Annotated in this window: 22 protein-coding genes; 16 read left to right on the top strand and 6 right to left on the bottom strand. The window is 42.1% G+C overall.

The genetic code is table 11. The annotated features are described in order from the left end of the window. The first annotated feature begins 3 nt into the window (after positions 1–3). The 3 genes from OCC_RS06335 to OCC_RS06325 are packed head-to-tail and all read left to right on the top strand — an operon-like array spanning position 4 to position 3,333. Positions 4–1,392 carry an ATP synthase subunit B gene (locus tag OCC_RS06335; protein WP_004066681.1) on the top strand — a complete coding sequence of 463 codons (1,389 nt, stop codon included), beginning with the start codon at positions 4–6 and terminating at the stop codon, positions 1,390–1,392. A gap of 25 nt (positions 1,393–1,417) precedes the next feature. Next, entirely contained in the window at positions 1,418–2,062 is a 645-nt protein-coding gene (locus OCC_RS06330) for a V-type ATP synthase subunit D (protein WP_004066683.1), read from the top strand. Between the two features lie 44 nt (positions 2,063–2,106). Next, the gene (locus OCC_RS06325) at positions 2,107–3,333 is read left to right on the top strand and encodes an alanyl-tRNA editing protein (RefSeq protein ID WP_004066685.1); all 1,227 of its coding nucleotides are present in this window, start codon (positions 2,107–2,109) and stop codon (positions 3,331–3,333) included. On the opposite strand, the gene OCC_RS06320 is transcribed toward OCC_RS06325, so the two are convergent. Next, the gene (locus OCC_RS06320; protein WP_004066687.1) at positions 3,330–4,481 is read right to left on the bottom strand and encodes an inositol-3-phosphate synthase; all 1,152 of its coding nucleotides are present in this window, start codon (positions 4,479–4,481) and stop codon (positions 3,330–3,332) included. The two genes, OCC_RS06325 and OCC_RS06320, sit on opposite strands and share 4 nt — an antisense overlap. Positions 4,482–4,719: 238 nt before the next feature. Here OCC_RS06320 and OCC_RS06315 point away from each other — a divergent pair, with 238 nt between their 5' ends. The 7 genes from OCC_RS06315 to iorA all read left to right on the top strand — a co-directional run bounded on the left by OCC_RS06315 (position 4,720) and on the right by iorA (position 12,644). Next, positions 4,720–6,351 carry an ABC transporter substrate-binding protein gene (locus OCC_RS06315; RefSeq protein ID WP_004066689.1) on the top strand — a complete coding sequence of 544 codons (1,632 nt, stop codon included), beginning with the start codon at positions 4,720–4,722 and terminating at the stop codon, positions 6,349–6,351. Between the two features lie 10 nt (positions 6,352–6,361). Beyond that, positions 6,362–7,303 carry a carbohydrate ABC transporter permease gene (locus tag OCC_RS06310; RefSeq protein ID WP_004066691.1) on the top strand — a complete coding sequence of 314 codons (942 nt, stop codon included), beginning with the start codon at positions 6,362–6,364 and terminating at the stop codon, positions 7,301–7,303. Then, positions 7,300–8,169 carry a carbohydrate ABC transporter permease gene (locus tag OCC_RS06305; RefSeq protein WP_004066693.1) on the top strand — a complete coding sequence of 290 codons (870 nt, stop codon included), beginning with the start codon at positions 7,300–7,302 and terminating at the stop codon, positions 8,167–8,169. Before OCC_RS06310 ends, OCC_RS06305 begins: the two co-directional genes overlap by 4 nt. A 6-nt stretch (positions 8,170–8,175) precedes the next feature. Further along, on the top strand, positions 8,176–9,258 hold the full coding sequence (locus tag OCC_RS06300) for an ABC transporter ATP-binding protein (protein WP_004066696.1): 1,083 nt from the start codon (positions 8,176–8,178) through the stop codon (positions 9,256–9,258). A 59-nt stretch (positions 9,259–9,317) separates the two neighbouring features. Continuing rightward, positions 9,318–9,998: a diphthine--ammonia ligase gene (locus tag OCC_RS06295; protein WP_004066698.1), complete on the top strand. Its 681-nt coding sequence runs from the start codon at positions 9,318–9,320 to the stop codon at positions 9,996–9,998. A 5-nt stretch (positions 9,999–10,003) separates the two neighbouring features. Further along, on the top strand, positions 10,004–10,684 hold the full coding sequence (locus tag OCC_RS06290; RefSeq protein WP_004066700.1) for a DUF4152 family protein: 681 nt from the start codon (positions 10,004–10,006) through the stop codon (positions 10,682–10,684). 76 nt (positions 10,685–10,760) lie between these two features. Further along, positions 10,761–12,644, top strand: coding sequence for an indolepyruvate ferredoxin oxidoreductase subunit alpha (gene iorA / locus OCC_RS06285; protein ID WP_004066702.1), 1,884 nt, complete (start codon positions 10,761–10,763; stop codon positions 12,642–12,644). 2 nt (positions 12,645–12,646) lie between these two features. On the opposite strand, the gene OCC_RS06280 is transcribed toward iorA, so the two are convergent. Next, positions 12,647–12,904 (bottom strand): hypothetical protein, encoded by a 258-nt coding sequence (locus tag OCC_RS06280; RefSeq protein ID WP_004066704.1) that lies wholly within the window; start codon positions 12,902–12,904, stop codon positions 12,647–12,649. 5 nt (positions 12,905–12,909) lie between these two features. Beyond that, entirely contained in the window at positions 12,910–13,167 is a 258-nt protein-coding gene (locus OCC_RS06275; RefSeq protein ID WP_004066706.1) for a hypothetical protein, read from the bottom strand. Between the two features lie 73 nt (positions 13,168–13,240). Here OCC_RS06275 and OCC_RS06270 point away from each other — a divergent pair, with 73 nt between their 5' ends. Both OCC_RS06270 and OCC_RS06265 read left to right on the top strand, forming a co-directional pair. Beyond that, entirely contained in the window at positions 13,241–13,528 is a 288-nt protein-coding gene (locus tag OCC_RS06270) for a hypothetical protein (RefSeq protein ID WP_004066708.1), read from the top strand. After that, complete coding sequence (locus OCC_RS06265) at positions 13,518–14,270, top strand: YbaK/EbsC family protein (protein ID WP_004066717.1); 753 nt, start codon at positions 13,518–13,520, stop codon at positions 14,268–14,270. Before OCC_RS06270 ends, OCC_RS06265 begins: the two co-directional genes overlap by 11 nt. On the opposite strand, the gene OCC_RS06260 is transcribed toward OCC_RS06265, so the two are convergent. From OCC_RS06260 to trmBL1, 3 genes are all read right to left on the bottom strand, one after another. Continuing rightward, positions 14,253–14,705 (bottom strand): HIT family protein, encoded by a 453-nt coding sequence (locus tag OCC_RS06260; RefSeq protein ID WP_004066719.1) that lies wholly within the window; start codon positions 14,703–14,705, stop codon positions 14,253–14,255. The genes OCC_RS06265 and OCC_RS06260 overlap by 18 nt on opposite strands. 102 nt (positions 14,706–14,807) lie before the next feature. Next, the gene (locus tag OCC_RS06255) at positions 14,808–16,175 is read right to left on the bottom strand and encodes a glycogen synthase (protein WP_004066720.1); all 1,368 of its coding nucleotides are present in this window, start codon (positions 16,173–16,175) and stop codon (positions 14,808–14,810) included. A 19-nt stretch (positions 16,176–16,194) separates the two neighbouring features. After that, positions 16,195–17,220 (bottom strand): HTH-type sugar sensing transcriptional regulator TrmBL1, encoded by a 1,026-nt coding sequence (trmBL1, locus tag OCC_RS06250; protein ID WP_004066722.1) that lies wholly within the window; start codon positions 17,218–17,220, stop codon positions 16,195–16,197. A gap of 84 nt (positions 17,221–17,304) precedes the next feature. Here trmBL1 and OCC_RS06245 point away from each other — a divergent pair, with 84 nt between their 5' ends. From OCC_RS06245 to OCC_RS06230, 4 genes are all read left to right on the top strand, one after another. Beyond that, positions 17,305–19,272 (top strand): alpha amylase N-terminal ig-like domain-containing protein, encoded by a 1,968-nt coding sequence (locus tag OCC_RS06245; protein ID WP_004066723.1) that lies wholly within the window; start codon positions 17,305–17,307, stop codon positions 19,270–19,272. A gap of 126 nt (positions 19,273–19,398) precedes the next feature. Further along, positions 19,399–20,709: an extracellular solute-binding protein gene (locus OCC_RS06240; protein WP_004066725.1), complete on the top strand. Its 1,311-nt coding sequence runs from the start codon at positions 19,399–19,401 to the stop codon at positions 20,707–20,709. Between the two features lie 47 nt (positions 20,710–20,756). Continuing rightward, a complete protein-coding gene (locus OCC_RS06235; protein WP_004066726.1) occupies positions 20,757–21,659 on the top strand; it encodes a carbohydrate ABC transporter permease in 903 nt (300 codons plus the stop codon). Then, positions 21,656–22,999 (top strand): ABC transporter permease subunit, encoded by a 1,344-nt coding sequence (locus OCC_RS06230; RefSeq protein WP_004066727.1) that lies wholly within the window; start codon positions 21,656–21,658, stop codon positions 22,997–22,999. The genes OCC_RS06235 and OCC_RS06230 overlap by 4 nt, the downstream gene beginning before the upstream one ends.

The following is a 22,999-nucleotide window of genomic DNA, read 5'->3' as shown; positions in this document are numbered from 1 at the left end:
AAGATGCCCGGAATGGAATACTCCACAATAAGCAAGATTTACGGTCCTTTGATGATAGTTCAAGGCGTTAAAGGGGTAGCCTACGGGGAAGTTGTGGAAATAGAAGTCGAAGGTGGAGAGAAAAGAAAGGGGCAGGTGCTAGAGGCGAGAGAAGACCTAGCTATCGTCCAGGTTTTTGAGGGGACAAGAGACCTCGACGTCAAAACGACGAGAGTTAGATTCACCGGAGAAACGCTCAAAGTTCCGGTGTCAATGGACATGCTTGGAAGGGTATTCAACGGTATTGGTGAACCAATAGACGGTGGACCTGAAATAATACCTGAAGACAGGAGAGACGTTCATGGGGCTCCTTTGAACCCTGTGGCAAGAGCATATCCAAGAGACTTCATTCAAACCGGTATCTCAGCAATAGATGGGATGAATACCCTTGTTAGGGGTCAAAAGCTTCCAATATTCAGCGGTAGTGGTTTACCTCACAATATGCTCGCCGCTCAGATTGCGAGACAAGCAAAGGTCTTGGGTGAAGAGGAGCAGTTCGCTGTTGTATTTGCCGCAATGGGTATCACATATGAAGAGGCAAACTTCTTCAAGAAGAGCTTTGAAGAGACCGGAGCAATTGAAAGGGCAGTGTTATTCCTTAACCTTGCAGACGATCCAGCAATTGAGCGTATCATCACCCCGAGAATGGCCCTTACCGTTGCTGAATATCTAGCTTTTGACTATGACATGCAGGTTCTGGTTATCTTAACGGATATGACCAACTATGCAGAGGCTTTGCGTGAAATTTCAGCAGCAAGAGAAGAAGTTCCAGGAAGAAGAGGTTATCCAGGTTACATGTACACTGACCTTGCAACTATCTATGAGAGAGCTGGTAGAGTCAGGGGAAGGAAGGGAAGCATAACCCAGATGCCAATACTCACAATGCCCGACGATGACATTACCCACCCAATTCCGGATCTTACAGGATATATCACCGAGGGGCAGATAGTTTTGAGCAGAGACCTTCATAGAAAAGGTATTTACCCACCAATTGACGTGCTCCCAAGCCTTAGCAGATTAATGAAGGACGGTATAGGAAAAGGAAGAACAAGAGAAGATCACTCCCAGCTAAGCCAGCAGCTCTATGCGGCTTATGCGGAAGGTAGGAGTCTTAGAGACCTTGTGGCGGTTGTAGGTGAAGAAGCCCTAAGTGAGACTGATAGAAAGTACCTTGAATTCGCAGACAGATTCGAGAGAGAGTTTGTCGCCCAGGGATACGATGAAGACAGGGGAATCTTTGAGACCCTAGACCTCGGATGGGATCTCCTATCAATACTGCCGGAGTCAGAGCTCAAGAGAGTAGAGAGGAAGTACATAGAGAAGTACCATCCAAAATACAGACACTCCTCTTGACTTCTTTTATTTTGAGGTGAGCTAAATGACGAAAATACTGAAAGTCAAGCCAACCAGAATGGAGCTTTTGAGACTAAAGAGAAGGATAAAGCTGGCTGAAAAGGGGCACAAAATTCTCAAGGAAAAGCAAGATGCCCTTATTATGGAGTTCTTCACAATATACGATGAGGCTCTGGCACTGAGAAGGGAACTCAATCAGAAAATAGCGGAAGCATTTGAACAGCTTAGATTAGCTGAGATAGACACGGGAATTGTCAGGCTTAGCGAGATAGCCCTTAGTGTAAGGCCAAATAAAGAGATAGATATTAAAAGAAGAAACATCATGGGAGTACCGGTGCCTTTAATTGAGGCAGAGGGGTTTAAGAGAGACCCCAGTGAGAGAGGCTATGCTTTTGTTTCAAGTTCTTCCAAGGTGGATATTGCATCGGAAAAATTTGAAGAAGTTCTTGAGCTGGCTATAAGGCTAGCAGAAGTGGAGGAAACACTAAAGAGGCTTGCTAAAGAGATTGAAAAAACAAAAAGAAGGGTTAATGCCCTAGAATATATCATCATTCCAAGAATGAAAGAAACTGTGAAGTACATAAGTCAGCATCTGGATGAGATGGAGAGGGAAAACTTCTTCAGATTGAAGAGAGTTAAGGCTCTTCTCGAAGCTAAAGCTCAGGCTTAGTTAGCTTTTTATCTTTTTATTGAGATTCTCTTCTGGTGAGACATATGACGTTCAAGTTGTTCTATATCGACCCCTACCTAAGAGAGGCTTCTGCAAAGGTTGAGGATGTTGAAGTTAGAGGGAATAGAATTAGGGTATTGCTTGATAAGACAATATTTTATCCTGAAGGCGGCGGACAGCCCAGCGACAGAGGGGTAATAAAGGGGGATAGCTTTAGAATTGAAGTTGAAAAAGTTGAGGGAAAAGATGAAATCTGGCATGAAGGAAAGCTCAAAGGGAGGATTCCAAAGGAAGGGGAGGAAGTTGAGCTTGAGCTTGACTGGGAATGGAGATACGAAAACATGAGGCAACACACTGGCCAGCACATACTTTCTGCAATCTTGAAAAGGATGTACAACAGCGATACCACTGGATTTCAGATATTCCCGGAATACAACAAGATTGAGATCAATTTTGATGAGGAATTAACTTGGGAACACATTCTCGCTGCAGAGCTTGAAGCCAATGAAGTCGTTTGGACCAACATTCCCGTAGAGGTTGAAGAATATGAGGAGCTTCCCGAAGAGGTAAGTTCCGCTCTTAGAAAATCCCTACCTAAGGATATATCAGGAAAAATCCGAGTGGTGAAAATAGGAGACGTTGATCTAATTCCCTGTGGAGGAACTCACGTAAAAAATACCGGAGAAGTTGGCTTCATAAAAGTCCTCAATTTCTACAGAAAAACCAAGAACATCTGGCGCATAGAGTTTGCCTGTGGATATAGGGCTCTCATATACTTAAACAAGCTCTTGGAAGATTACTGGGAAAGCCTAGATAAGATGCCCAACAAGAATAGGCCCCTGATTGAAAGAGTTGAAGAACTAAAACAAGAGCTCAAAAACATCGAAAAAGAAAAAGTTGAACTGAGGAGAGAGCTTTGGGAATGGAAAGGCAAGGCACTGCTTTCCAATGCCGATGAGAGTGACGGAATAAAAGTAGTCTCCTACATTGAGTCAATGGACATGAAAGACGCACAGGCATTTATTGTGTATCTTGTAGATAAGAACCCTAACACAGTAGTTTTGGCAGTTGGAAAAAATTACGTGATCTTTGCAAAGAACAAAAACACGAAAGGTATCCGCATGAATGAACTCCTCAGAGAAGTTCTCAAAGAAGTCGGCGGCGGTGGCGGTGGAAGTGAGATTCTAGCAAAGGGAGGGGGCTTTAAGAAAACTCCCGAGGAAGTTCTTGAAGTTGCAAGGAGGATATTAAAAGAAAAGCTGAAGAGCTAGAGCCACTTTGGCTTTAGCCCTGCCCACATTCTCATCTTTTCGTGGGCTATTATCCTTGGAATGTTGCCTTTTTCTCTTGGCCCCGGGTTCTTCATGTAGAAGGCGTTAACTTCATAGACGGTTCCAAATTCCTTCCTTTCTACTGCCATTTTACCCAATCTTACTAAATCAACGAGCAACCCTGCCAAGGCTGGACTATCGTTGATTCTTCCGGTTATCACAAGCTCATCAACTGCTCCGTTGAAGCTGACGTATTCGATGTGCATGGCAATGAACTTTTTGTCTCCTAATGGCTCGAGGAATCCGGTTGGTTTGATGTAATGGGGGGCCTCATAACCGAGGAGGTCTTTAACTACACTTGATTTTGTGAATTCTTTGCTTTTATTTCTCTCCTTGTCTGTCAGAGCCAGAAAATCAGTGTTACCACCGATGTTGAATTGGGCTATGTCTCTAACGTATCTATTTCTCTGAGCTAAGTGAGCTAAGATATCAGCTGTTAGCGGTGTTGCTCCTGTGGCTCCATCATCACCAAAAATAACTAAGTTACTCTCTTTGGCAAGCTCCACAAAAGCAGGGTCGTTTGCTATGAGTGTGGGAATAGCGTTTACGAAAGCCGCCCCTCCTCTTTCCTTTGCGTACAGAGCGGCAGCATAAGCGTAAACCTGGGTTGCGGTTAATCTTTCTCTCTCGTCGTTTTCAATGGCTTTTATAAGTTCTTCCTTGTTTCCGAACGGAACAAAGGCTTCTGTAGTACAAACGTTGACAATTACATCAACATCAAGCTTTTTCCATTCTTCAACAAGTTTTTCAACAGCTTCCTTAAGGCTCATTTCATCCTCAAGGCCCTCAGCCTCTATGGGGAGGTTTCTTAAGCTTCTGAGATGAATTCCCTTTCTTACGATTATGTTCTTGAGGGCTTCTGGGATTTTGTCGTCCCAGTAGTTCTTCACAACCTCATATAGAGACTTGCCAATTTTGTTTTTGTCAACATCATAGCTTCCAACGATTTCTATGTCTTCGACTTTTATTGGGAGCTCGTTCTGAAGTGGAATTCCATAGTAGCCAAGCTCTCCTGTTTTTATCCTTTCAACTCCAAGGGCAAAAATGCTCCCTACGTATCCTTGGCCTAATATTACAACACGAACCATGCTCTCACCTCCAGTATTGTTATTTTACATGCATTAAATATTTTTTGGTTTATAATCTTTTATGAGCATATATAACACTTTCGGTGATGCACATTCTAAAACCCGACTAAAGTTACATAAAGTTTATAAAATTTGACTCCCAAAATATCACCGGTAGCTTTGCTACCATATCTTCAATTATAATAAGCTTATGCCACTTTTGGCATCTTGAATCCCAGAGCTTTTCGAGGTGGTGGCCGTGAAGGGAAAAGTGGGGATATTGCTGGCAATGGTGGTGCTTTTTGGAGTGATCGCCAGTGGATGCATTGGTTCACAGGAGACCTCAGAGACCAAAACGACAAGCGTTGAGCTAACTGGAGACTTTGTGAAGGATGTTGTGGCAATAGGGAAGGCACTTGAAAGCAACGGAGTAAGTGAAGTAAAATTCTCTGCGTGGGGATCTGGAGACCCCAACAGCGTGATGAGAGTTTATGGAATTGTAGAAGCTGCGAGAAGAATAAACAAAGTTTGGGAAGAAAATGGGGTTAACGTGAGGATAACAATAACGGATACGCACTATGTTGCCTCTTTCCAAGATGCCTATCAAGAATATCTCAGCAAACAGCCCCTAGGACAAGCTGGGGATTTCTTTGTGAACTCTTACGCATTCTTACCGACCCTTGCAGACGAGGGCTACATTCTTGATATAACCGAATATGCAAACGCATACAAAAATGTGATAGAGGACTTCTATCCCTCACTTATTGAGGCATCAAAATTCAACGGGAAGCTTTACGGCTTGCCACAAGACACGGAAGCTAGGCCCCTATACATAAGAAAAGATGTTGCGGCAAAAATCGGCTTTAACTTGGAGGGAATTGAAGAAAACGTTAAGAGCGGAGAATTCACATGGAGCGATGTTTACTACTGGGCTAAAAAAGCAAAGGAAAGCGGAGTAGAGTGGGGATTGATACACAGAAAAGGATCCGCACATCCAGACCTAATTCAATTCATCTTTGCCTTTGGTGGCAAGCTGTACAATGAAGACTCTGGAAAGCTTGTGGTTGATGTTCCAGCAGTTTACAAGTGGCTTTACGTAGAGTGGAAGTTTGCCCAAGATGGATTGCTTCCCAAAGACATAATGAGCTGGGACTGGGCAAAGCAGATTCATCCTGCAATAGTTGAAGGAAGAACTCTCTTCGACATAGGCGGTACATGGTATTGGACGGAATGGCAGACCAAGGAATACTACGGAAAAGAAGGCACTCCAAGACCGCTGAAACCAGAGGAAGTTCAAGCTTGGTTTGCCTATACTTTGTTCCCAGCAGGAGAGAAGGGTCTAAAGCCTGTAACTCTAAGCCAGCCGTTTGTTTGGATGATAAACTCCAAAGCCGGCCAGCAAAATCCAAAGTACGATGAGCTCAAAGATCTTTACCACAAGTTAGCATTCTTGATGATAATAAAGGCAAGTGATCCCGACATAAACGCAATCCACAGTGTGATAAGTGCCCATCTACCAGTTAGGAAAGAAGCTGCAAAGTTGATCAGTGATGAGAAGTGGCTCAATGATCTCAAGAACCTCAACCTTGATCTCGATCCTCAAGTCAAGGATAATATAAAGGACATAGTTGCCACCACAGTGCACCCAATAAACGCCAAGTTCCTCGCCGATGTGAGCTATATGCTCGAGTACACAAAACTAGCCCCAGCACATCCAAAGTCTCCAGCATTGGCCGATATCTTCAAAGAGGCCGTGGATAAGGTATTGAGAGGAGAAATGACACCAGAAGAAGGTGTTAACTACATTATCCAAAAAATCAATGCAGATCCAGAATTAGCCCAAAACGTGGAAGTAGTGGGAGAAATTCCAAAGGACTGGAAATTCCCATGAGGTGGGAACTATGAAAGGAGAAAAGCTTCGAAACCTTTCCTTTTTTCTTTCTCCCATGATTATAATGGTTGGGTTATTCTATCTGATCCCCTTAATATTCACGATCTACATAAGCTTTACCAAGATGAGAAACTGGAATATTGAGAGGTACTTGACCGAGGTTGTGGGGTTTTACAATTATCAGAGGCTCTTCCATATGTTCCAACATGATCCGTTAATGAGGACTGTGCTCCTAACTACTATCGTTTTTGTTGGGATAACCCTTATTATAAATGTCTTTGGAGGTCTTCTTTTGGCTTTAGGAACATTTTTCATAAATGAAAGCTCAGCTTCAGCCATTAGACTTCTATGGTTGTTGCCCAGAATGTCTCCCATAGCCGTTTACAGCTTGGTGTGGTACTACTTCTTTCATGGGAGTAATATTGGTACTTTAAATTCCATCCTTATGAAGCTTGGTGTGCTTTCTCAACCCGTTCCGTGGGGCCAAATCGTTCCGTGGGGAGCTTGGAGCATAATCATCTTTGTTAATGGTCTTGTGGGGGTTAGCTTTGGTATGATAGTATTCACCTCTGCTTTAAATCAGATACCAAAGGAACTCGTTATAGCGGCAAGGGTTGATGGAGCGTCGGCATGGCAGATCTCTAGAAAGATCTTGGTTCCAATGATGAAGTGGCACTTTTTGTATGTATTAACTTGGCAGTTCTTGAGCTTGTTAACAACATATCCCCATTTGTTCCTTCTTGTTCAGTGGGATCTGGTGAGCAGGGACTACGGCACAACACTTGCTCTCTATGTTTATAATACCGCATTTGGAAGAGGAGAGCAGGATCAAGGTTTGGCAGCTGCAGCGGCGGTGCTGCTTTCCATAATTGGCATTCTCGGAGGATTCGTTACCTTAAAAGTGCTCCAGTTTGAGAAAATGATTCACGAGCCCAGGGGTGATATAGAATGAGAGATGTTGAAACAAGGCCAAAGAGGGGCGAGTGGATAATAGTCCTTACAATACTCTTTGCAAGTCTCCCGCTCATACTGGGATTTGCACTTCTGATTATTTCAAGCTTTAGCAAGGATATGGTCACCAATTTAAGCCTTAGCTCTTTTAGACCAACAATTGAAAACTGGATAAATGTTTTTCAGGGAAGATTGGCAATAACTGGAGGAATAAGGCAGAATATCTTAAAAATAACCCTGAATACCCTTGTAGTTGCCCTTGGAGTTTCTGGGATAGTGACCCTAATCAGCACGCTTGCCGGGTACTCCCTTTCTAGAATGAAATTCAGGGGAAGAAAATTAATGATGCTTCTCCTCCTCATGCTCCATGCTTTCCCCGGAGTTGCTTTGATTGTGGGCGTTTATTTGCTGTACCGCCTAACGTTTCCCCAAGAGCCTTCCTTTGTGAGACTATACTCCTTCTTTTATGTAGTTCTTGCTAGGGCAGCGCTTGAGATACCGATGTCCGTTTGGCTTATGAAGGGATTCTTTGATACAATTCCATGGGAGTTCGAATGGTCGGGAATAATAGATGGTGCTTCAAGGATAAGGGTGTGGCGACAGATAATGTTGCCCTTAATAAAACCTGGAATACTTGCAGTTGCATTGTTTGGGTTTTTAGCAGGCTGGCAGGATTTAATCTACGTTAGAACCTTTCTGATTGATCAGACACTTGCAACATTTATAGAGGCGAATATTGAAGCTGAGTACTCGCATATGCCGTTGATAGCTGCTGCTGGGACTTTGTATCTCTTACCTACCATCATGTTTTTCCTAACGGCCCAGCAGTTGCTTCTCCAAGGTTATTCAGGAGGGATAAAGGGGTGAGGAGAGATGGTTAAGATAACCCTGGATAGAATAACCAAAAAGTTCGGCAACTTCACGGCACTTGACAACATAACCTTGGAAATAGAAGACAAAGAATTTATGGCTCTGCTTGGCCCCTCTGGAAGTGGCAAGTCAACCTTGCTTTATACAATAGCGGGAATATACAAGCCTACAACTGGAAGGATATACTTTGACGGAAGAGATGTTACCGAAGTTCCACCAAAGGACAGAAATGTCGGCTTGGTTTTCCAGAACTGGGCGCTCTATCCACATATGAAGGTTTTCAAAAATATTGCATTCCCCCTTGAGCTCAAAAAAGCTCCTAGAGAAGAGATAGAGAAGAAAGTTAAGGAAGTTGCGAAAATGCTTCACATAGATCATCTCCTAGACAGATACCCCTGGCAGCTCAGTGGTGGTCAGCAGCAGAGGGTTGCCATAGCTAGGGCACTTGTTAAAGAGCCCGATGTTCTGTTACTTGATGAGCCTTTGAGTAATTTGGATGCTCTCTTAAGGTTAGAAGTTAGAGCAGAACTTAAGAGGTTGCAGAAGGAATTGGGAATTACTGCCGTTTATGTTACCCATGATCAAGCAGAGGCTCTTGCAATGGCCGATAGAATAGCGATTATAAGAGAAGGAAAAATCTTGCAGGTTGGAGAACCGGATGAGGTGTATTATAAACCGATGTATAAGTTTGTGGCAGGATTTTTAGGAAGTCCCCCTATGAACTTTGTTGAAGCGGAAGTGGAGGGAGAGATGCTTAGGATATACCAGAGTAGGATCCCCGTGCCCAGGCAGTATAGAGAGATTATCAAGAAACTTGATATAACAGAAGTGCTTTTTGGCTTTAGGCCCCATGATGCTGAGATCGTGAGGGGCGAAAGAGAAGGCATTAGAGGAGAGGTTTACTCTTTTGAGCCATTGGGAAGGGAGCAGATAGTAACGGTAGCAGTTGATAGTGACGTTTTTGTTAAAGTTTTTGCTCCAGAAGGAGAGCACTTTAGATTTGGGGAGAAGGTTACAATAGTGCCAAATGAGGACAGGATAATTCTCTTTGACAAAAAAACAGAAAAAGCTCTGGAATATCTTTGATTTCCAAAATTTTTTAAAAGCTCTGTTTAACTATTTTCAAAACATAAAGAGGGTCAAAAATGAGGGTTGCAGTACTTTTTTCTGGAGGAAAGGACTCTACATATGCCCTTTACTGGGCATTGAAGGAAGGTTTTGAAGTTAGGTATCTAGTCACAATGCATTCCGAGAGCGAAGAGAGCTACATGTACCATGTTCCAAATGTTCATCTCACAGAACTCCAAGCAAGAGCTATTGAAATTCCCATCGTCAAGGGTTTTACAAAGGGTGAGAAGGAGAGAGAAGTTGAAGATTTGAAGAGGGTTCTTGAGGGGTTAAAAATAGATGGAATTGTTGCCGGGGCATTAGCGAGCCAATATCAAAAGGAAAGGGTCGAACGAATCGCTGAGGAGCTTGGAATAAAGCTTTTTGTACCCTTCTGGAAAGCTGATCCCGAAGAATACATGAGAACTTTAATTCTGGAGGGCTTTGACATAGTTATAGTAGGGGTTTCAGCCTACGGTTTGGATGAGAAGTGGCTGGGAAGAAAAATAGACAAAAAAGCCCTTGAAGAGCTAAAGGTGCTTAACGAGAAATATAAAGTCCATATTGCCGGTGAGGGAGGAGAATTTGAAACTTTTGTTAGAGATGCACCATTTTTTAAGGCAAAAATAGTTTTTGATGAAACTGAAAAAATATGGGATGCTTATACGGGCTCAGGGGTGTTGATAGTCAAGAAGGCTCACTTAGAACCGAAAGGGTGAAAGAGATGAGAATAGTCTCTGCAGATACTGGAGGGGCAGTATTGGATGAAAACTACAATCCAATTGGTCTAATAGCAACTGCAGCTGTTTTGGTGGAGAAACCATACAGAACAGCAACACTGAGCATTGTAAAGTACTCTAACCCCTTTGACTATGACTTGAGTGGAAGGAAAGCGCTGAGGGATGAGGCTTTTCTGGCATTAAAGCTTGCAAGAAAAGTAAAGCCGGATGTTATTCATTTAGACTCCAGCCTTGGGGGAATAGAGGTCAGAAAACTCGACGATCCAACTATAGATGCATTGAGGATTTCTGACAGAGGAAAAGCTATATGGCATGAGCTGAGCAAAGATTTACAGCCGTTAGCAAAGAGATTTTGGGAAGAAACTGGAGTTGAGATCTTAGCTATAGGGAAAGAAAGTGTTGCTGTCAGAATAGCAGAGCTTTATGCCGGGATTTATTCCGTGAAGTGGGGGATTGAGTATGCAATGAGGGAAGGCTTTGTGAGGATTGGGCTTCCAAGATACATGAGTGTCGAGATAAACAGAACTAGAATATTGGGGAAGAGCCTTGATCCCAGAGAGGGAGGCCTCTACGGAGAGATACCCATAGAAAATGGAGATTTCGAATGGCAAGTTTATCCGAACCCTATAGCGAGAACATTTATGGTTTTTGAGGTTAAAATCTAAAGATTTTCGATTTTCTCAGTTTTTCTTCGAACTATAAGTTTTATAGGCTTAAAACGAAGAGATTGTGGTGGTGAGCATGGAAATTGCTAAATCAAGCTCCTCAATTGTTCCGAGATCACCAAATAGGAAACTCCTTATGGGAAACGAAGCAATCGCATATGGAGCACTTGAAAGCGGCATCTCTTTTGCAACCGGCTATCCCGGAACGCCGTCTACTGAAGTTATTGAAACAATAGCGAGATTAAACCCTGAGATCTTCGCTGAATGGGCACCAAATGAGAAAGTAGCACTTGAAGAAGCTGCGGGAGTTGCTTATACGGGTCTTAGAGCACTTGTAACGATGAAGTGTGTGGGACTTAACGTTGCTGCGGACCCTCTAATGAGTCTCGCCTATTCTGGTGTGGAAGGTGGGCTTGTTATTTTAGTTGCAGATGACCCTGGGCCGCATACCTCTCAAACGGAGCAGGATGATAGATATTATGGAAAACTTGCCTTACTACCCGTTTTGGAGCCTGCAGATGTTCAAGAGGCTCATGATTTGATAAAGTATGCATATGAATTGAGTGAGAAGTACAAAGTGCCAGTTATTTTTAGAACGACCACTAGAGTGAACCACACAACCGCTGATGTAGAGGTAGGAAAGTTCATTAAGCTCAACAGAGAACCGAAGTTTAAGAAGGACATTCAGAGATACGTAAGAGCTTCTATGAAGGGCAATCTTGAGAGACATAAATGGCTGAACAAAACACTAAAGGAAATTGAAGCTGAATTTGAGGACTTGAGATTTAACTGGATCGAAGGGGAGGGTGAAATTGGGATTATAGCTGAGGGAGCGCCCTATAATTACGTGAAGGAAGTTGTTTCAAAGCTTGGAGAGAAATTTAAGGTTCTCAAGATATCAACTCCCCATCCCCTGCCGAGAAAACTTATTGTTGAGTTCTTGAAAGGGGTCAAAAAAGCAATAGTTGTGGAAGATGGTGCGCCATTTTTGGAGGAGGAAGTAAAGATAGTAGCCTACGAAGAGGGGATAAGAGTTCCTATATACGGCAAACGTACTGGTCACCTGCCTTTAGAGGGTGAACTAACCCCCAGATTAGTTAGGAATGCTCTCTTGAAACTTCTCGGTAAGGAAGGAGAAGAATACATAAAGCCTATAGAAGTTGAGGAAGCTGAAAACTTGGCTCCATCAAGGCCCCCTACAATGTGCCCCGGTTGTCCACATAGAGGATCCTATAGGGCGTTACTTGATGCTCTTAGGGAATTAAAGTTCAAAAAAGATGAACTTCCAATCCACGGGGATATAGGATGTTATGCCTTATCTTTACTCCCGCCATTGGAGGCCATATGGACAGAATACGTTATGGGTGCTAGCATAAGTCTTGCAAATGGTCAGAGCATAGCTATGGGTAAGAAAATAATAGCCACCATAGGGGACTCTACGTTTTTCCACAATGGACTGCAGCCTTTAGTGGATGCGGTTTATAAAAACTTAGATGTTTTGGTAATGATACTCGATAACAGAACAACTGCAATGACCGGGCATCAACCGCATCCGGGAACGGGAGGAAGCGAGACGGGAAGGAAATTCAACGAGATTGACATTGAGGGTCTTGTGAAAGCGTTGGGTGTAAAGCACGTAAAGACAGTTGACCCATACGACTTAAAAGCCACCAAAGAGGCCATAAAAGAGGCAATGCAAGTTAAAGGGCCGGCAGTGATAATAGCAAGGAGAGAATGTATCATTCCAGTGCTGAGGAGAGGGGAAATTGGTGAGATTCCAATAGTCTTAGAGGATAAATGCACAGGATGTAAAGCGTGTGCTTTATTAACTGGTTGTCCAGCACTCGTGTTTGATGGTGAAACAGGAAAGATGAAAATTGACCCCCTTATCTGCACTGGCTGTGGGCTTTGCGAGCAGCTCTGTCCCTTCGATGCAATAGTTTATCCAAGCAAGAGGTGATTTTACCTTCTTTTATACCATTTATCATCATAGAAGTATTTTCCATGAGCTTTTGCATATGCCTCAGAGGATTTTCTCCACACTATAAAGCCGTAAGCTGCTGCCACTATGATGAACATAAGCCCAACTTCGAGTCCATACGTTTTTATTAATCTTGCAATTCCAAGGGCAGGTATTGCAAAAAGGCCGATAATAACTACTGCCATTATTCCAAGAAGGATTTTGTATCCGTATCTTTCCATAAAGAGGTCAAAATCCATTTATCTCACCTCTTCCACCGGTACCAATATCTGCCAAAAACTCCACCTACAGTTGGCCGGGTCTTATATACGATTCCTCCAATGGATATTCCTAGGAATATTATGAATAGCAGTATCTGGGCAGCCTCGGAGAATCTTCCTTTTAATAAATCCGGTAATGCTGGCACGATTAACACTGCTCCAGCTACTATGAAAGCAACTCCAAACATTATTCCGAGAAGTATCTTGTATCCATATTTTTCCATGAATAATTCGAAGTCCATGGGGTTTCCCCATTTTAATCTTAAACACTCAACTTTAAATAATTTGGCTTGATTATTATCAGCGGTGTGAAATATGAAGATAAAAGAACTGTTGGAGTTAGTCGATGAGGCGATAGCAAATGTAAAGATAGCTATAGTCAGCAACAAGCAGAGGATTTTTGAAAGCCCCCACACTTCTTGGGAGTTCACCAAGCGATCTCTTGAGCTGGAGGATGAGCTGGATAGATTAAACAAAATAAAGGATTACCTATCATCATTTGAACCGGAGGAAGATGCTGAGAAGAAGTTTTCAAAGGAAGAACTGGAAGAGTTATTAGAATACTTGACACTTTTAAGGGAGATGAGGACGCATGAATTTTAAAGAAATTGAGGAAAAAGCTGTGAGATTTAGGGATGAACGCCTCTGGAAAAAGTACCATACTCCGAAAAATCTTGCAATTTCTCTAGTAGTTGAAGTTGGAGAGCTTTTGGAGCACTTCCAATGGGAAACCGATAAAGAGATAATTGAAAAGGTCAGAGACCCTTCGAAAAAAGAGAAAATCGCTGATGAGATTGCCGACATAATAATATACCTCGCTCTTCTCGCACATGAGCTTAATATTGACCTGGACAAAGCAGTTGAAAGAAAACTAAAAAAGAACGAAGAGAAATACCCTGCAAAAGTAATAAGGGTAGAAGAGATTGTTAAAGAGCTTGGGGGAGAGATTATAGAGCCAAAAGGGGAAGTAAAAACCGTGGAACAGGTTGTCAAGCTCTTGGGTGTAGGTCCAGAGAACATCATCAAGTCTCTCGTTTTCATTGTAAATGAAAGCAAACCCATTTTGGTCATAGTAGATGGAAAATCAAAGGCAAGCCTAGAGAAGCTAAAAAAGATTTTTGGAAACGTCAGAATGGCAAGTCCAAAGGAAGTAGAAAAGATAACTGGCTATAAAATCGGTGAAGTTCCTCCAGTGGGAGTCCCTATAAAGACTGTGGTGGATAGGAGAGTTATTGAGAAGGAATTTGTAATCGGCGGAGGAGGGAGGATAGACAGGTTAAGCAAGTTGAATCCAAAGAAAATCGTGGAATTTCAAAAGGCTGAAGTTTTAGATGTGAGTGAATAACCTCTTTAGGATTTCTTTTTCTTCGAACGTGAGTCTGTTTTTGACCCATTTTTCTTTTAGGCTTAAATTTTCATCTTCAATGTCCAAAACTGCCTTTCTTATTCCCCCTCGTGGGAAATTAGTGTCTCCTTTATACCTCGGTATCACATGGACATGAATGTGAGCCACCGTTTGACCAGCCGCTTCTCCAAGGTTTATCCCAACGTTAAAGCCGTCCGGCTTTAGAGCTTCACTTAGCTTCTCAATTGCCAGCTCTACCCCTTTCATTATAGCCTGCTTTTCTTCTTCTTTAAGTTTCCGCCAGTCTTCAATATGTCTTTTTGGAACTATAAGGAGATGTCCCCTATTTGCAGGAAAAGAGTCTATAAGAATCCTTATATTCTCGTTTTCATAGAGCAAAACTTCTTCAGATGGGTTGCAGAATGGACAGTCCATATTTTCACCTCAACGTTATAAGGGAAAAAGAATTAAAAATTTGTGGCAGATGATGAGCTTGGCCGCTTCCGAGAGATGAGGACAAATCTCGGTGCTGATGCCCTACTTCAGGAACTCGATTGCTTTGTCTATATCATTCTTATATGCCCTTATGTACCTTCTGCAGGCATTTTCCCATGTGAAGACATTGGTTCTTTTCTTTCCATTCTGGCGCATTTTTTCGATTATCTGGGGGCTCTCTTCTCTGAGCTTAGCCATCTTGAGAATTGCCTGAGCAAGGGCACTTGGATCTCTTGGAGGAACAAGTAATCCGGTGGCATTTTCTTCGTCTTTATCCAAGCTTATTATAGTGTCCTTTATTCCACCAACAGCTGATCCAATGGGAATTGCTCCTAGACACATGGCCTCCATCTGAACTAAGCCAAAGGGCTCAAAGTAGGAAGGCACTATAACAAAATCAACACTGCCGTAGAGCTCCCTTGTGAACTCTCTTTTCAGCATTTGAGTAAGTACCTTAACGTTTTCTGGATACTTTGCTCCTAATGCATGAGCCCAGCTTTCAAGCTCGGGATCTCCTTTCCCAATGATTAGGAAGCGCATTTTCGAAAACTCAGAAGGATAACTTTGAGCAATAAGTTCAATAGCTCTTAAAAGTGTGTCAACACCCTTTTGTCCTCTGTCGAATCTCCCAATGAACATGAAGGCAATTCCATCGCTCAGTCCTAAGCCCTCAAGGATCTTCCTTCTCCTCTCTTCTCTCGGCAACTCTTTGTTTTCCAGTAATTCCTCGTTCCAGAAGTCGCATGCTATACCGTTGTAAACATAGGTGGCCTTTCCTTCAAAGTTTTTGTAAAAGTCCCACTCCTCCCAGAGATAGCTTTTGCTTACGGTCGTCACTACATCGGCTATATAAGCACCCACGTACTCTGGGTCTATATCGGGGTAAGGGGCTAATTCGCCGAGATGGGCCTCGTGGAAGTAATGGGCCGGAACCTTGGATTTGTTGAGCCTGTGAATTGTAAAGACTGCTGGAATCTGGAAGTACTTTTTAATTAAAGCTCCGGCAAAGACTGTATGCCAGTCATGGAAATGTAATACATCTGGTTTTCCTTCATTCTCTATCAAATAGTTCAGCAAACCAACACTTGCCTTTCCAAACTGCACGGCTTTGCCAAGCATTCCCTCCCATCCGGGTCCGTAGACGTCTTTGTTGTCAAGCAGATTGTTGCTTAGAGCAAATACTCTAACGTCGTTTTGAACCCTTTCGTATACGGTTACCCTTTCTTTGCCACCATAGATATTGATATCAAACTCGAGGAGTTTTTTTCCATCGATATGGCCGTGAGAAGGCGTAAAGACCCAGACTTCGTTGTTGAGCTTTGCTAAAGTCTCTGCAATACTTGTGATAGCTTCCGCAAGCCCCCCAACTTTTACTGGCAAGTACTCAAATCCAAACATTAGTATTTTCACATTGATTCCCCCGTTCCTTTTATTCTAACAAAATGAACTTTTCTCCTTCAACGTCTTCAAAGTAGCTTCCTAGTCCTCCAACTTTCCACTCTTTTCCTTTTTCATCTCTGATAGTTATATTGGCCGTGAGGGATGTGTACTCATATTCAACAACCTGCCCTTTTATCGTTGCTTCCTCTCTTGTATCAACAAAATGTCCTATGACTTCTATCTTTTTTGGTAGCCCTGCTTGTTTGAGAATCGTTATGAGTGTTCTTATATTAGCGATTTCAAAGGGCTTCTTGAGTTTTTCATATTCAACAGGCTTTATGACTTCACTGTTGTCAAAGTACATCGTGTAGAACCAGTGCATATAGTTCTGGATTAACTTTGGAGATTTGCCCCAGAAGGAATAGAATTTTTCTCTTCTCCTATCCTTTGGGAGGGCTCCAAAAAAGAGCGCGTAGTCTACATCTCCTATAATCCAGGTTGCCATTAGCCACGGAGCCCCCCCACTTTTAGCTAAAATCACGTTCTCCTTGTTAAGCCACTCAGGAATTTCTTCAAAGTTGCTTACAATTACAAATATGACATCTTTTCTCTTTTTAATCTCATCTTTGAGCAATCGTAAAAACTCAAAAGGGGTGTTTATCAATACTTCCCTTCTTGCGCTTCTTATTATGTACTCCGCCCTCTCCAAAGTGTTTTCGAACCCATGGATTGTCCATATCTCTGGTATGTCCTCTCCATGTACGGATTTATAGAGTTCAAGGAGGGCATTTTTTACGGCTTCTATATCGCTTAGAAGCTCTTCTTTAAGTCTCTCAAAAACTATTTCTGGATTCACAGGTTTGTACATCCTCGGGGTTCCGTGCATGATGTCCACAAATCCCTTTCTGTGAAGAGAGCTCAACACGTCGTATATCCTCGTGTGAGGGATTCCGCTTTCCTTTGTAAGGTCTGTAGCTTTGCTGATTCCAAGTTTTAGAAGAGTTATATATGCCAAGCTTTCGTATTTTGTTAAACCGAGCTTTTGAAGCATTTTAATTATCTCCTCTTCTCTCATTTTTTCTCCTCCTAAAGATTTTTAATATTCACTTTCGACAATTTAAACATCAAAGGTGATACATAATCATTAGAGGTGTTTAATGTGTATAAAATTTTCGGATTTAAAGACGATGACTACCTTGGAAAGGTTGGAATCACAGAGTTCTCCATACCCAAACGCGGATCCTATGCCTACCTTTTAGGAAATTTCAATGCATTTAATGAAGGAAGCTTTAGAATGAAAGAAAAGGGAGATAGATGGTATATAAAGGTAGAGCTTCCTGAGGGAATTTGGTATTATGCATTTTCGATCGATGGAAATTTAACATTAGATTTTGAAAATAATGAAAAAGCTGTGTATAGAAGGCTTTCATATAAATTTGAAAAAACTGTTAATGTTGCTAAAATCTTCTCGGGAGAGAAATTTTACCATTATCCCTCTTTGGTCTATGCTTATTCTTTGGGAGACTCAACATACATTCGCTTTAGAGCCATGAAGGGAGTGGCTAAAAGAGTGTTTTTAATTTCAGACCAAAAATATGAAATGAGAAAAAAAGCACAAGATGAACTCTTTGAGTATTTTGAAGCAGTTCTACCCAGAAAAGAAGGACTTGAGTATTATTTTGAGATTCATGAAGCAGATGAAATTATTGATTATGGAGACTTTAATGTAGATTTTAACGAGCAGAAGGAAAGGTTTAAGCCACCTGCATGGATCTTTGAGAGAGTCTTTTATCAAATAATGCCCGATCGCTTTGCTAATGGGAATCCAGAGAATGACCCGCATAATTGTATAGAATTTAAAACTATCACTCACCACGGCGGTGATCTTGAGGGCATTATAGAGAAACTTGACTACATTGAGGAACTCGGTGTTAATGCACTTTACCTAACCCCGATCTTCGAGTCAATGACATATCACGGGTATGATATAGTGGACTACTATCATGTTGCTCGGAAATTCGGGGGAGATGAAGCTTTTGAAAAATTAGTGCAAAAGCTGAAGAAGCGGGATATAAAGCTTATCTTAGATGGGGTTTTTCATCATACCAGCTTTTTTCATCCCTACTTTCAAGATGTAGTGAAAAATGGGAAAAACAGTAAGTACAAAGATTTTTATCGTATAATCAGTTTTCCAGTTGTTCCAGAGGAGTTTTTCGAGATTTTAAACTCGAAGCTCCCCTGGGATGAAAAATATAGGCGGCTTAAATCCCTTAAATGGAACTACGAGAGCTTTTATTCTGTATGGCTAATGCCTCGTTTAAACCATGACAGCAAAGGAGTAAGAGAATTCATTGGGAATATAATGGAGTACTGGATTAAGAAAGGCGCCGATGGCTGGAGGTTGGATGTTGCTCATGGAGTTCCACCTGAAGTATGGGAAGAAATTAGAGAAAAGTTGCCCAGTAATGTGTATCTAGTTGGAGAAGTGATGGACGATGCTAGGTTGTGGATATTCAACAAGTTCCATGGAACTATGAACTATCCATTGTATGAGGCAATTTTGAGATTTTTTGTGACAAGGGAAATAAACGCAGAGCAATTCTTGAACTGGCTTGAACTTTTGAGCTTCTACTACGGCCCTGCTGAGTACGTGATGTATAATTTCTTAGATAACCATGATGTAGATAGAATGCTTAGCCTGCTTGGAGACAAGAGAAAATATCTCTGCGCCTTGGTTTTTCTTTTTACATACAAGGGAGTTCCGTCTATTTATTACGGTGACGAAATTGGGATGAGAAATATAGAGGCTCCTTTTATGGAGCGTTCAAGGGCACCTATGGAATGGAATAAGAAGAGATGGGATTTTGAGATTTTAAATATCGTTAAAGAGTTGATAAAGCTGAGAAAGGGCAGTAAGGCACTACAGGTTGGGACATTTGAACCTGTAGAATTTCGGGAAGGGATGTTGCTTTATGAGAGAATACATGGAGAAGAAAGGCTTTTAATTGGAATAAACTATTCAGAAAACCCTGTTTCTCTTAGAAAATCGCCCGATGAAATATTACTGGGAGACTTAGAGAACTCTGTTCTAAAACCATTTTCATTTTTTGTTGGTCGTCTCTCTTGAGAATTCCAAATTTTTTCATTGGTGTCTCATTCAGAACACCTGTCATTGTATGGGCATCAAAGCGTAAGGTATATATATCACTGAGGATGATACTAAATTTGAAATATTCAACTGAGGTGAATATGCATGAAGAAGGCACTGTTTGCTTTATTGCTAATCGGAGTGCTGGCAATTGGAGTAGTTGCAAGTGGGTGTATTGGTGGTGGGGAAACTACTTCAAGCCCCACACAAACAACAACCACAAGCTCCCCAACCCAAACAACCACAAGCTCTCCTACTCAGACAACAACCACAACAACAGAAGAGAAGAAAGTAACAATCGTTATATGGCATGCAATTGGTCCGAATGAGCTCAAGGCCTTTGAAGATTTGATTGCCGAGTTTGAGATTGAGTATCCAAACATCGATATTCAACTTGAACAAAAGGCTGATTTGGAGACTTCCCTTAAGGCTGCAATTCCCGCTGGACAAGGGCCCGACCTTTTCATGTGGGCTCATGATTGGATTGGAAAGTTTGCTGAGGCAGGTCTTCTTGAGCCGATTGACGATTACATAACCCCCGAAATTCTAAACAAGTTCAGCCCAATGGCTCAAAATGCTATTGAGTACGGTGGGCATTATTATGCGATGCCTTATGCTGCTGAGACTGTAGCTTTAATTTACAACAAGGACATGGTTCCAAACCCACCAAAGACCTTTGACGAAATGAAGGCAATTATGGAAAAGTACTACAATGAAGCTGAAGGTACTTACGGTCTCGCAACTCCAATAGACCCGTACTTTATCTCAGGATGGGTTCACGCCTTCGATGGCTACTACTTTGACGACAAGACAAAGACTCCTGGCCTTGATAAGCCTGAAACACTTCAAGGCTTCAAGTTCTTCTTTGAGCAAATATTCCCATATGTTGCCAAGACTCAAGACTACAACGCTCAGGTTAGCCTCTTCCACGATGGAAAGGCTCCAATGATGATCAATGGTCCATGGAGCATTCCAGACGTTAGAAAAGCTGGAATCAACTTTGGCATAGTTCCACTTCCGGCTATCGATGATCAGCACAGACCTCACCCATACGGTGGAGTTAGGCTTATTTACGTTGCAAAGCTTAGCGACCCCAGCAAGAAAGATGCCATATGGACATTCCTCAAGTGGTTCACAACAAACCCAGACGTTATAAAGACCCTCTCCCTCCAAAACGGTTACATCCCAGTGCTTACCGAAGTCCTTAACGACCCAGAGATCCAAAATGATCCTGTACTTTACGGCTTTGGTCAAGCAGTCCAATACGCAATTCCAATGCCAAAGAGCCCAGAGATGGGTGCCGTTTGGGGTCCAGTTTCCACTGCAATCACGGACATAATCGCTGGGAAGAAAACAATCGAGCAAGCACTTCAAGACGCACAGAAAGAAATACTTGATGCCATTAGCGGCAGCTGATTTTTCTTTTTCTTTCTACACTTTCTAATTCTTGGAGGTGTGAGTAAATGGACAAAAAAACAATTGCCGCTCTCGCCTTAATATTGCCCGGCATGATAGCGTTCTTGTTTTTTAACATCTATCCAATCTTGTACTCCATTTATATTGCGTTCACAAATGCCAAACTAGGTAATTTCCCAATACAGGCTCCTACTGCCGAACCTTTAAGGTTTGTCGGGTTGGAAAACTTTAGGTGGGCGTTAAGTGATCCAAAGTTCAGATCTGCTTTTGTATGGACTTGGGTTTTTGTGGCAACTAGCGTGACTTTGAAAGTCGTTGTTGGAATTCTTTTGAGTGTTCTGTATAATAACAAATACGTAAAGGGCAAGTTTTTCTATAGAGCCCTTTTGATAATTCCATGGGCGCTGCCCTTGCTTTTTTCCGTGATGGTATGGCGCTTTATGTTTGATCCCGTTGTTGGTCCGATTAATATAATGTTAAGAAACTTAGGAATAACAAACCCACCAGACTGGATGACGAGTGTAACTTGGGGCTTTGTTGCTTTAAACATAATTGAAGTGTGGCTTGCATATCCGTTTATGATGACGGTAATAACTTCAGCCCTCCAGAGTGTTCCAGATACGCTCATTGAGGCAGCTATTATTGATGGAGCAAACTACTGGCAGAGATTGACGAAGGTGGTTATCCCAATTGTCAGCAAGCCTATTGCTTTTGCCACAATTCTAACTTCCGCGGCAAGCTTTCAGTACTTCCTTGTCCCCTTCATTTACAACGCAGGTCTTTTTGAAGACAGATTTCTGCTCCTTTATGGATATAGAAAAGCTTTCGGCAGTTCAGTTCCTCACTACGGAAGAGCGGCAGCCATTTTGCTCATAGCAACAATAGTCCTCGCAGTTTACATGTTCGTCAACATGAGGATAACGAGACTGCAGGAGGGGGTTAAGGGATGAAACTTAAAATTGAACTACCCAAACGGAAAGATGAGCTATTAAAGTCATTTGTGCTTACTCTATTGGCACTTTTTGTTTTGGCAATTCTGCTCTTCCCCGTGTACTACATGGCAATGCTTTCCGTTAAGCCTTCGGGAACTCTTGCTACTACCGAAATTGATCTAATTCCGGATAAAGTGACTTTCTCCAATTACCGAGATTTAATCTTTGGTCATACTGAGGGACTGATAAAAACAACAAACTTTGAAATAAATGCCAAAAAAGGGACTATAAAAGATTCCTTAAACAGATACGAGATAGAACTTCATGAGGCTAGGATTGTAGGAAGTTATTCGAGTAGGTTCACCTTGATAGATACAGAAATACTCGAAAGAAAAGGTGGAGAGGAGAGACAAGAACCTGATGGGACTCAAATTATTGTCAGAGGTGAATCTATAAAACTAAATGCCAATCAGATTGAAAGTACCGGCGGTGTTAAAAACCTTAAAGTATCTGCACAAAAGGTAATAATAACTCTCAGTTCTCCCAATGAGGTGCCTTTGGATCTTTCAAAATTCACCAAAATTGATGAAAACACCTATGAAGCCCAGAACGTGGAAATGGAGATAAAAGACGGGGGAATAGTAAGGGCTGAGGAGGCAACATTCACTGCAACCAATTTTGCATTTATTCGCTTAGCAAAAGTAGGTGGAGAAGTCCCAGATTATATGAAGAGAAGTCTACTGATAGCCAGTCTCACCGTTATCTTGACGCTCTTATTTGTGATACCCTCTGCATATGCATTTTCAAGACTTAAGTTCTTTGGGAGAGAGCACGTCCTATACTTTTACTTGATGTTCACTCAGGTCGCAGGAGGACTAGGGATAGCAGGATTGGTTGCATTGTACGGTATGTTAGTGAAGCTCCACTTGACCAATAACATCTTTGTTTTGCCAGTAATCTATGCGGCTGGTGCAGTACCTTTCAACACGTGGCTTTTGAAGTCTTATCTGGACTCAATCCCTCCAGATTTCGATGAAGCAGCGTTGGTAGATGGTGCGGGATACCTGCAGATTATAAGGCACGTGCTTATTCCAATGGCTCTTCCCGGACTGGCAACAGTGGCAATATTCGCATTCATTGGAGGTTGGACAGAGCTTATACTCGCTAACTTGCTCCTTAACCAAGAGAACTATCCTCTAACCGTATGGCTATACACAATGCTAGCGAATTTGAGGTCTATCTCATGGAACCAATTTGCCGCGGCCGCATTGGTATTCGCATTACCCGTGTTCATAATGTTCCTCTTGGCTCAAAACTATGTAAGAAGTGGGCTTACTCTTGGAGGATTAAAGGAGTAA

It is taken from the genome of Thermococcus litoralis DSM 5473 (genome assembly GCF_000246985.2).
Taxonomy (GTDB): domain Archaea; phylum Methanobacteriota_B; class Thermococci; order Thermococcales; family Thermococcaceae; genus Thermococcus_A; species Thermococcus_A litoralis.
Note: the sequence above shows the minus strand (reverse complement) of the source record. Positions and strands in the feature narration are given on the sequence as shown.

Bases quoted from the DNA above. Each gene is read 5' to 3' on its own strand.
- OCC_RS06325 (WP_004066685.1), top strand. From the start codon at position 2,107: ATGACGTTCAAGTTGTTCTATATCGACCCCTACCTAAGAGAGGCTTCT.
- OCC_RS06280 (WP_004066704.1), bottom strand. From the start codon at position 12,904: ATGGATTTTGACCTCTTTATGGAAAGATACGGATACAAAATCCTTCTT.
- OCC_RS06335 (WP_004066681.1), top strand. From the start codon at position 4: ATGCCCGGAATGGAATACTCCACAATAAGCAAGATTTACGGTCCTTTG.
- OCC_RS06300 (WP_004066696.1), top strand. From the start codon at position 8,176: ATGGTTAAGATAACCCTGGATAGAATAACCAAAAAGTTCGGCAACTTC.
- OCC_RS06260 (WP_004066719.1), bottom strand. From the start codon at position 14,705: ATGGACTGTCCATTCTGCAACCCATCTGAAGAAGTTTTGCTCTATGAA.
- OCC_RS06295 (WP_004066698.1), top strand. From the start codon at position 9,318: ATGAGGGTTGCAGTACTTTTTTCTGGAGGAAAGGACTCTACATATGCC.
- OCC_RS06305 (WP_004066693.1), top strand. From the start codon at position 7,300: ATGAGAGATGTTGAAACAAGGCCAAAGAGGGGCGAGTGGATAATAGTC.
- OCC_RS06240 (WP_004066725.1), top strand. From the start codon at position 19,399: ATGAAGAAGGCACTGTTTGCTTTATTGCTAATCGGAGTGCTGGCAATT.
- OCC_RS06230 (WP_004066727.1), top strand. From the start codon at position 21,656: ATGAAACTTAAAATTGAACTACCCAAACGGAAAGATGAGCTATTAAAG.
- OCC_RS06275 (WP_004066706.1), bottom strand. From the start codon at position 13,167: ATGGACTTCGAATTATTCATGGAAAAATATGGATACAAGATACTTCTC.
- OCC_RS06320 (WP_004066687.1), bottom strand. From the start codon at position 4,481: ATGGTTCGTGTTGTAATATTAGGCCAAGGATACGTAGGGAGCATTTTT.
- OCC_RS06310 (WP_004066691.1), top strand. From the start codon at position 6,362: ATGAAAGGAGAAAAGCTTCGAAACCTTTCCTTTTTTCTTTCTCCCATG.
- OCC_RS06290 (WP_004066700.1), top strand. From the start codon at position 10,004: ATGAGAATAGTCTCTGCAGATACTGGAGGGGCAGTATTGGATGAAAAC.
- OCC_RS06270 (WP_004066708.1), top strand. From the start codon at position 13,241: ATGAAGATAAAAGAACTGTTGGAGTTAGTCGATGAGGCGATAGCAAAT.
- OCC_RS06330 (WP_004066683.1), top strand. From the start codon at position 1,418: ATGACGAAAATACTGAAAGTCAAGCCAACCAGAATGGAGCTTTTGAGA.
- iorA (WP_004066702.1), top strand. From the start codon at position 10,761: ATGGAAATTGCTAAATCAAGCTCCTCAATTGTTCCGAGATCACCAAAT.
- OCC_RS06235 (WP_004066726.1), top strand. From the start codon at position 20,757: ATGGACAAAAAAACAATTGCCGCTCTCGCCTTAATATTGCCCGGCATG.
- trmBL1 (WP_004066722.1), bottom strand. From the start codon at position 17,220: ATGAGAGAAGAGGAGATAATTAAAATGCTTCAAAAGCTCGGTTTAACA.
- OCC_RS06265 (WP_004066717.1), top strand. From the start codon at position 13,518: ATGAATTTTAAAGAAATTGAGGAAAAAGCTGTGAGATTTAGGGATGAA.